Origin of the sequence: Pantoea sp. SIMBA_079, from assembly GCF_046940275.1 — a bacterium.
In the GTDB taxonomy this organism is placed as follows: domain Bacteria; phylum Pseudomonadota; class Gammaproteobacteria; order Enterobacterales; family Enterobacteriaceae; genus Pantoea; species Pantoea borealis.
On record NZ_JAWRYR010000021.1, the window covers coordinates 23,561 to 31,156 of the forward strand.

Consider the following 7,596-nt stretch of genomic DNA (forward strand, 5'->3'; position numbering starts at 1 on the left):
GTAATGGCTAACCGCTGGACACTGGCTCAGGCCCAGGCCCTGTTTGATAAACCTTTTCTGGAACTGATGTTTGAAGCGCAGCAGGTGCATCGCCAGCATTTTGACCCGCGTCAGGTACAGGTCAGCACGCTGCTGTCGATTAAAACCGGCGCCTGCCCGGAAGATTGTAAATATTGCCCGCAGAGCGCGCGCTACAAAACCGGACTGGAGTCAGAACGGCTGATGGAGGTGGAGGCGGTGCTCGCCTCGGCGCGTAAAGCTAAAGCGGCCGGCTCCAGCCGTTTCTGCATGGGCGCCGCATGGAAAAACCCGCACGAACGCGATATGCCTTATCTGGAGCAGATGGTGCAGGGCGTGAAAGCGCTCGGCATGGAAACCTGCATGACGCTGGGGACGCTGGAACAGAACCAGGCACAGCGTCTGGCAGAGGCCGGACTCGATTTCTACAACCATAACCTGGATACCTCACCGGAATTTTACGGCAGCGTCATCACGACCCGTACCTACCAGGAGCGTCTCGATACGCTGGATAAAGTGCGCGGGGCCGGTATCAAAGTCTGCTCCGGCGGCATTGTCGGTCTGGGTGAAACGGTGACGGATCGCGCCGGACTGCTGGTGCAGCTGGCAAACCTGCCGGTGCCGCCCGAGAGCGTGCCAATCAACATGCTGGTGAAGGTCAAAGGCACGCCGATGGCGGATAACGAAGATGTGGAGCCGTTTGATTTTATTCGCACTATCGCGGTAGCGCGCATCATGATGCCTTCCTCACACGTGCGTCTGTCAGCAGGCCGTGAGCAGATGAGCGAGCAGACGCAGGCGATGTGTTTTATGGCGGGTGCTAACTCCATTTTCTATGGCTGCAAACTGCTGACCACGCCCAATCCGGAAGAAGATAAAGATCTGATCCTGTTCCGCAAGCTGGGCCTGAATCCGGAACATACCGCAACCGCAGCGGGAGATAACGAGCAGCAGCATCAGCTGCAGGCGCAGCTGGTTCAGGCCGATACGCCGCAGTTTTACAACGCGGCGGTGTGAATGTGGTCTGAACGTATCACTCAGGCGCTGCAGGCGCGCCGGGACGCAGATGGCTGGCGCTACCGGCGCTGTATTGAGCAGAACAGCGTGCGGGAAATCACCCTGGGCGGACAGCGCTATCGTCACTTTTCCGGCAACGATTATCTCGGGCTGAGCCGGCATCCGGCGGTGATTGCGGCCTGGCAGCAGGGCGCGGCGCAGGCGGGAGCAGGAGCGGGGGCGTCGGGTCATGTGACCGGCTACAGTCGCTATCATGCGGAGCTGGAGCAGCAGCTGGCAGGCTGGCTCGGCTATTCACGTGCGCTGCTGTTTATCTCCGGCTTTGCCGCCAACCAGGCGATTGTTCATCTGCTGGCGCAGAAGCAGGACCGCATCGTGGCGGACAAACTGGCGCACGCGTCGCTGCTGGATGCTGCCAGTCACAGCCCGGCCACGCTGCGTCGTTTTGCCCATAATCAGCCGGCAAGTCTGCAAAAGCTGCTGGCGCAGCCGGGAACGGGCGCCACGCTGGTGGTCACCGAAGGTGTTTTCAGCATGGATGGCGACAGCGCACCGCTGGCAGAGATTGCTGCGGCGACCCGGGCTGCGGATGGCTGGCTGCTGGTGGATGATGCTCACGGCATTGGCATTAGCGGTGAGCAGGGGCGCGGCAGCTGCTGGCAGCAGCAGGTGAAACCCGAGCTGCTGGTGGTGACGTTTGGCAAAGGTTTTGGCGTCAGCGGCGCGGCGCTGCTGTGCGATGAGGCTACCGCCGACTACGTTGAGCAGTTTTCGCGGCACCTTATTTATTCCACCGCCATGCCGCCAGCGCAGTGCTGGGCGCTGCTGGCGGCGCTGCAGCAGGTGCAGCAGGGCGATGCGCTGCGGGCACGCCTGCAGGCAAACATCCGTCGCTTTCGCGCCGGCGCGGCACAGCTGCCGTGGGTGCTGCCCGCCTCAGAGAGTGCCATTCAGCCGCTGATTGTCGGTGAAAACGCGGCTGCGCTGGCGCTTTCGCAGCGACTGGCGCAGGCGGGGTGCTGGGTCAGCGCCATTCGTCCGCCGACCGTGCCGCCCGGTACGGCACGGCTGCGCATCACCCTGACGGCGGCGCATGAGCCGGAAGATATCGACGCGCTGCTGGAGGCGCTGTATGACGCTGCAGGTTAACAAGCAGGCGGTGGCACAGGCGTTTGGCCGTGCTGCACCGCACTATGAGCAGCACGCTGCGCTACAGCGCCTGAGCGGCGATGCGCTGCTCGCCTGCGCGCCTGCCGGATTCGGGCCACACCTGCTGGATGCCGGCTGCGGCACCGGCTGGTACAGCCGGTACTGGCGCGATCGCGGCCGTACGGTGACCGCGCTCGATCTCTCTTTACCCATGCTGGCCGCCGCGCGCGCGCAGCGATCGGCGCACGATTATCTGCAGGGTGATATCGACCAGCTGCCGCTGGCTGAAGGCAGCGTGGATGGCGTCTGGAGCAACCTGGCGGTGCAGTGGAGCAGCAATCTGAGCACGGCTCTGCAGCAATTTTGTCGCGTGCTGCGGCCCGGCGGCACCGCGCTTTTTTCAACGCTGCTGGCGGGATCGCTGCCGGAGGTGGATAGCGCATGGGCAGCGATAGATTCGCGCCGTCACGCCAATCGCTTTCTTCAGGCCAGTGATATTGTCGCAGCCGCGCGCGCGCAGTCGCTGCGCAGCACGCAGCAGATCATTACGCTGCACTTTCCTGATGCGCTGAGCGCGATGCGTTCGCTGAAGGGAATTGGTGCCACGCATCTGCACGACGGGCGCAGCAACAGTGTGCTGACGCGCCAGCAGCTGGCGCAGCTTGAGCGGCACTGGCCGCGGGATGAACAGGGCTATCGTCTTACTTATCACCTGATGTATGGAGTGTTGCAAAAATGAAACGCTGGTTTATCACCGGAACGGATACCGAAGTGGGAAAAACAGTTGCCAGCGGGGCGCTGCTGCAGGCGGCCAGCGCTGCCGGGCTGCGCACCGCAGGTTACAAACCGGTCGCCTCAGGCTGTGAAATGACGGCGGAAGGCGTGCGCAACAGCGATGCGCTGGCGCTGCAGCGCTACAGCAGCGTGCCGCTGCGCTATGAGCAGGTTAACCCGCTGGCATTCATGGAGCCGACCTCGCCGCATATCGTAAGCGCAGAAGAGGGCAGGCCGATCAACTTTGCACAGCTCTCAGCGGGCCTGCGCGCGCTGGAAACGCAGGCGGAATGGCTGCTGGTTGAGGGTGCGGGCGGCTGGTTCACACCGCTCTCTGAGACGCAGACGTATGCAGACTGGGTTATCGCAGAGCAGCTGCCGGTGATACTGGTGGTGGGCGTAAAGCTGGGCTGTATTAATCACGCCATGCTGACCGCTGCGGCGATAAAGGCGAGCGGCGTGCCGCTGGCAGGCTGGATCGCAAATGATATTCAGCCGCCGGGCAAACGCCATCACGAATATATCGCCTCGCTGCGCCAGCGCATCGGGGCGCCATTTCTGGGCGAAATCCCCTGGCTGGCGTCGGCGGCGGAGCAGGCCACGTGCGGACACTATCTGACGCTGCCGTGAGCGGCAATCCTTGTGTAAACGGCATCAGGCAGGCGCTAACCATTTGCTAACGGTGAGATCATCCAGCTGCGCGACACGGCCCTGCGCCACATTGCGCCCGCGATGCAGCAGCAGAAAGTAGTCGGCTACGCGGCGTATAAAGGAGACGTGCTGTTCCAGCAGCAGGATAGTCAGCCCATATTCCCGGTTGAGTCGCCGGATCAGGTTGCCCGTCTCCTCTTCCAGCCAGGGCGACATCGTACCGGTGGGTTCATCGAGGATCAGCAGGCGCGGTTTCAGCACCAGTGCACGTGCCAGTGCCAGCTGCTGCTGCAGATTGACCGGCAGATCGCCGCTGCGCTGATGGCGCAGGGTATAGAGCGCAGGAAACAGGTCAAACACACTCTCCGGAATAGCGCGATTGCGCTCATCCTCAGCCGCCAGCAGGGCAATCAGCAGATTGTCCTCAACGCTCATCTGCGTAAAGATATGGCGCTTTTGCGGCACATACCCGATGCCCATTCGCGCCCGCTGCATAGCGGGCTGCAGCAGCAGATCCTCCGGTGGATAACCCGCTTCCTGCCAGCAGATAGAGCCGCTGTTAACCGGCAGATGGCCCATAATGCAGTTGACCAGCGTGGTTTTCCCCATTCCCGGACTGCCCAGCACGCCGGTGCAGGATCCCGGAGGCAGATCAAGATCGACATCCCACAGCATCTGGTTCTGGCCATAAAACTGATTCACCGAACGTAAACTCAGCATCTGATCTTCTCCTTACAGATAATTAGCCTGAATGCACCCGCTCTGTGTCGTCTGGCATGCAGTAACAGATTAAACGTGACGCGGTGGTATCAGACATCAGGGGGTCCCTGTTAAACCTGCATGTTCTGCCGCAACAGGAGAGATGCAAGCAGCGGGCCAGATCGATCATTCCGCATGTGTGGCGTTAACAAATACCTGCAACGGTGCCTTAAACATCAGAAAAACTTAACTGTGAAAGCAGGTGATTAAGCCACTGCACTTTGACGGTGCTGATTACTAAACTTTTCTGGTGCATCTGTTCATTAATAAAGCAGTGGCATAAGGCAGGAAAACAGCGCGGCCCAGGCGTAGCGGCACTGTGGAATCAAAAAAGAATAGTTAATCCCGCCGCCCTTGCTGGAAAAATAATCATAAAAAAAATTTTTTTGTTAGCGCAGAACGGGCCGGGATTTTTTATACACAGCCTGCGGGCGTGGGGCTGGCTTCACTTATCCACCATTCCTGTGGATAACCTTGTGTATTAGCGACTGAAAACCGGGCGCAAGCGAGGAAATACGCGGCCTGGATACATTATGCTGCGAAACTGGGCTTTTGAGGTATATTCAATAAATTCAGTATGTTGTTTAAAAGCAAGCCTGCAAAATGTCCGCTGAAGTTTATCGCTGCATTTTGATGACGTTCTCTTGACAATTGTTAAAAGCCCGGCTCGCCTGGGGATAACCTTGCGCGACATATTTTAGCCAGCGGCCGCTTTAATGCCTCTGAAGCGATGCCACAGGCTGAAGGTCCATCGTGGCGTTTATCTGTAAATATATCCAGTGTTTTTTTCTGGCAAAATCGCCATAGCAGAGTAGAATTATCAGCCTGCCAGCCCTTTTCTTCAGCAGGAATTCTGAAATCATGAGCAAAGCCTTTAAACTTAACTCCGCCTTTAAGCCTTCAGGCGATCAGCCTGAAGCGATCCGCCGTCTGGAGGAGGGGCTGGAAGATGGCCTTGCGCATCAGACCCTGCTCGGCGTAACGGGTTCGGGCAAAACCTTTACCGTTGCCAACGTGATTGCCGACCTCAACCGGCCCACGATGGTTCTGGCACCCAATAAAACCCTGGCGGCGCAACTCTATGGGGAGATGAAAGAGTTTTTTCCGGATAACGCCGTGGAATTCTTTGTTTCTTACTATGACTACTATCAGCCTGAAGCCTATGTGCCGAGTTCTGACACCTTTATCGAAAAAGATGCGGCGGTGAACGAGCACATTGAGCAGATGCGTCTCTCTGCTACCAAAGCGATGCTGGAACGGCGTGATGTGATTGTGGTGGCGTCGGTCTCAGCGATTTATGGTCTTGGCGATCCCGATCTCTATCTGAAAATGATGCTGCACCTGACGCGCGGCATGATCATCGATCAGCGCAGTATTTTACGGCGTCTGGCTGAGCTGCAGTATGCGCGTAACGATCAGGCGTTTCAGCGCGGTACGTTCCGCGTGCGCGGGGAGGTGATCGATATCTTCCCGGCGGAATCTGATGATATCGCTCTGCGGGTGGAGCTGTTTGATGAAGAGGTCGAGCGGCTGTCACTGTTTGATCCGCTTACCGGGCAAATTGAGTCAGTGATCCCGCGTTTTACCATCTATCCCAAAACGCACTACGTTACGCCGCGTGAACGTATCCTGCAGGCGATGGAAGAGATCAAAGATGAGCTGGCCCTGCGCCGCAAAGTGCTGCTGGAAAACAACAAGCTGCTGGAAGAGCAGCGTATTACGCAGCGCACCCAGTTTGACCTGGAGATGATGAATGAGCTGGGTTACTGCTCGGGTATCGAAAACTATTCCCGTTATCTCTCGGGGCGCGGGCCGGGTGAAGCGCCGCCGACCCTGTTTGACTATCTGCCTGCCGACGGTCTGCTGGTGGTGGATGAGTCGCACGTGACCATTCCGCAGATCGGCGGCATGTATCGTGGCGACCGCGCGCGTAAAGAGACGCTGGTGGAGTACGGTTTCCGTCTGCCTTCCGCGCTGGATAACCGTCCGCTTCGGTTTGAGGAGTTTGAGGCGCTGGCCCCGCAGACCATTTATGTGTCAGCCACGCCGGGTAAATATGAGCTGGAAAAATCGGGCACGGAAGTGATCGATCAGGTGGTGCGTCCGACAGGCCTGCTCGATCCGATCCTTGAGGTGCGCCCGGTGGGTACACAGGTGGATGACCTGCTGTCTGAGATCCGTAAGCGCGTAGAGATTAACGAGCGCGTGCTGGTAACGACGCTGACAAAGCGTATGGCCGAAGATCTCACCGAATACCTTGAAGAGCACGGTGAGAAGGTGCGCTATCTGCACTCTGATATCGACACCGTTGAGCGCATGGAGATTATTCGCGACCTGCGCCTGGGTGAATTTGACGTGCTGGTAGGGATCAACCTGCTGCGTGAAGGACTTGATATGCCGGAGGTTTCTCTGGTAGCGATTCTGGACGCCGATAAAGAGGGCTTCCTGCGCTCAGAGCGTTCACTGATCCAGACGATTGGCCGTGCTGCGCGTAACGTGAACGGTAAAGCGATTCTCTATGCTGATAAGATCACGCCCTCTATGGCGCGCGCAATTGAAGAGACTGAGCGCCGCCGTGAGAAGCAGGAGCGCTACAACACTGAGCACGGCATTGTGCCGCAGGGGCTGAATAAAAAGATCACGGATATTCTTGAGCTGGGCAAAAACGTGGTGAAAACCCGCGGCAAGGGTAAAACGGCCACGCGCACGGCGGCAGAGAATGATGCCGATTACCTGGCGCTTACGCCACAGGCGATGCAGAAGAAAATTCACGAACTGGAAGCGCAGATGCAGCAGCATGCGCAAAACCTGGAATTTGAAGAAGCCGCCAGCCTGCGCGACCGTCTGCACGAACTGCGCGAACTGTTTATCGCCGCTTCATAATCACTAACCCGTACTGCATTCCGTAGGGGCCGCATTCATGCGGCCCTGGCGTATTCATACACCACCGGATTTTATACATGACCAGGGCGCCATTAATGGCGCCCCTACGTAAATTCCGCGGATTTTATACGTAACCAGGGCACCATTAATGGCAAGCCTGCGCAAATCTCCCGTAGGGGCCGCATTGATGCGGCCCTGGCGTATTCATACACCACCGGATTTTATACGTGACCAGGGCGCCATAAATGGCGCCCCTACGTAAATTCCGCGGATTTTATACGTAACCAGGGCACCATTAATGGCAAGCCTGCGCAAATCTCCCGTAGGGGCCGCATTGATGCGGCC

The 7,596-nt window shown here is 58.3% G+C and carries 6 protein-coding genes; 5 read left to right on the forward strand and 1 reads right to left on the reverse strand.

Annotated elements, in window-relative coordinates; translation table 11 throughout:
- Positions 1-3: 3 nt before the first annotated feature.
- From bioB to bioD, 4 genes are read left to right on the forward strand one after another with little or no spacing between them, the layout of a single operon-like run.
- A complete protein-coding gene (bioB, locus tag SB719_RS18240) occupies positions 4-1,035 on the forward strand; it encodes a biotin synthase BioB (RefSeq protein ID WP_065649812.1) in 1,032 nt (343 codons plus the stop codon).
- Positions 1,036-2,184 carry an 8-amino-7-oxononanoate synthase gene (gene bioF, locus SB719_RS18245; RefSeq protein WP_304233748.1) on the forward strand — a complete coding sequence of 383 codons (1,149 nt, stop codon included), beginning with the start codon at positions 1,036-1,038 and terminating at the stop codon, positions 2,182-2,184.
- A complete protein-coding gene (gene bioC, locus SB719_RS18250; protein WP_412159542.1) occupies positions 2,168-2,923 on the forward strand; it encodes a malonyl-ACP O-methyltransferase BioC in 756 nt (251 codons plus the stop codon). The genes bioF and bioC overlap by 17 nt, the downstream gene beginning before the upstream one ends.
- Complete coding sequence (gene bioD / locus SB719_RS18255; RefSeq protein WP_412159543.1) at positions 2,920-3,588, forward strand: dethiobiotin synthase; 669 nt, start codon at positions 2,920-2,922, stop codon at positions 3,586-3,588. Before bioC ends, bioD begins: the two co-directional genes overlap by 4 nt.
- A 24-nt stretch (positions 3,589-3,612) precedes the next feature.
- Here bioD and SB719_RS18260 read toward each other — a convergent pair whose 3' ends face one another.
- Complete coding sequence (locus tag SB719_RS18260) at positions 3,613-4,329, reverse strand: ABC transporter ATP-binding protein (RefSeq protein WP_065649808.1); 717 nt, start codon at positions 4,327-4,329, stop codon at positions 3,613-3,615.
- A 900-nt stretch (positions 4,330-5,229) separates the two neighbouring features.
- Between SB719_RS18260 and uvrB the strand changes: the two genes are divergently transcribed.
- The gene (gene uvrB / locus SB719_RS18265) at positions 5,230-7,251 is read left to right on the forward strand and encodes an excinuclease ABC subunit UvrB (RefSeq protein WP_065649807.1); all 2,022 of its coding nucleotides are present in this window, start codon (positions 5,230-5,232) and stop codon (positions 7,249-7,251) included.
- Positions 7,252-7,596: the final 345 nt, after the last annotated feature.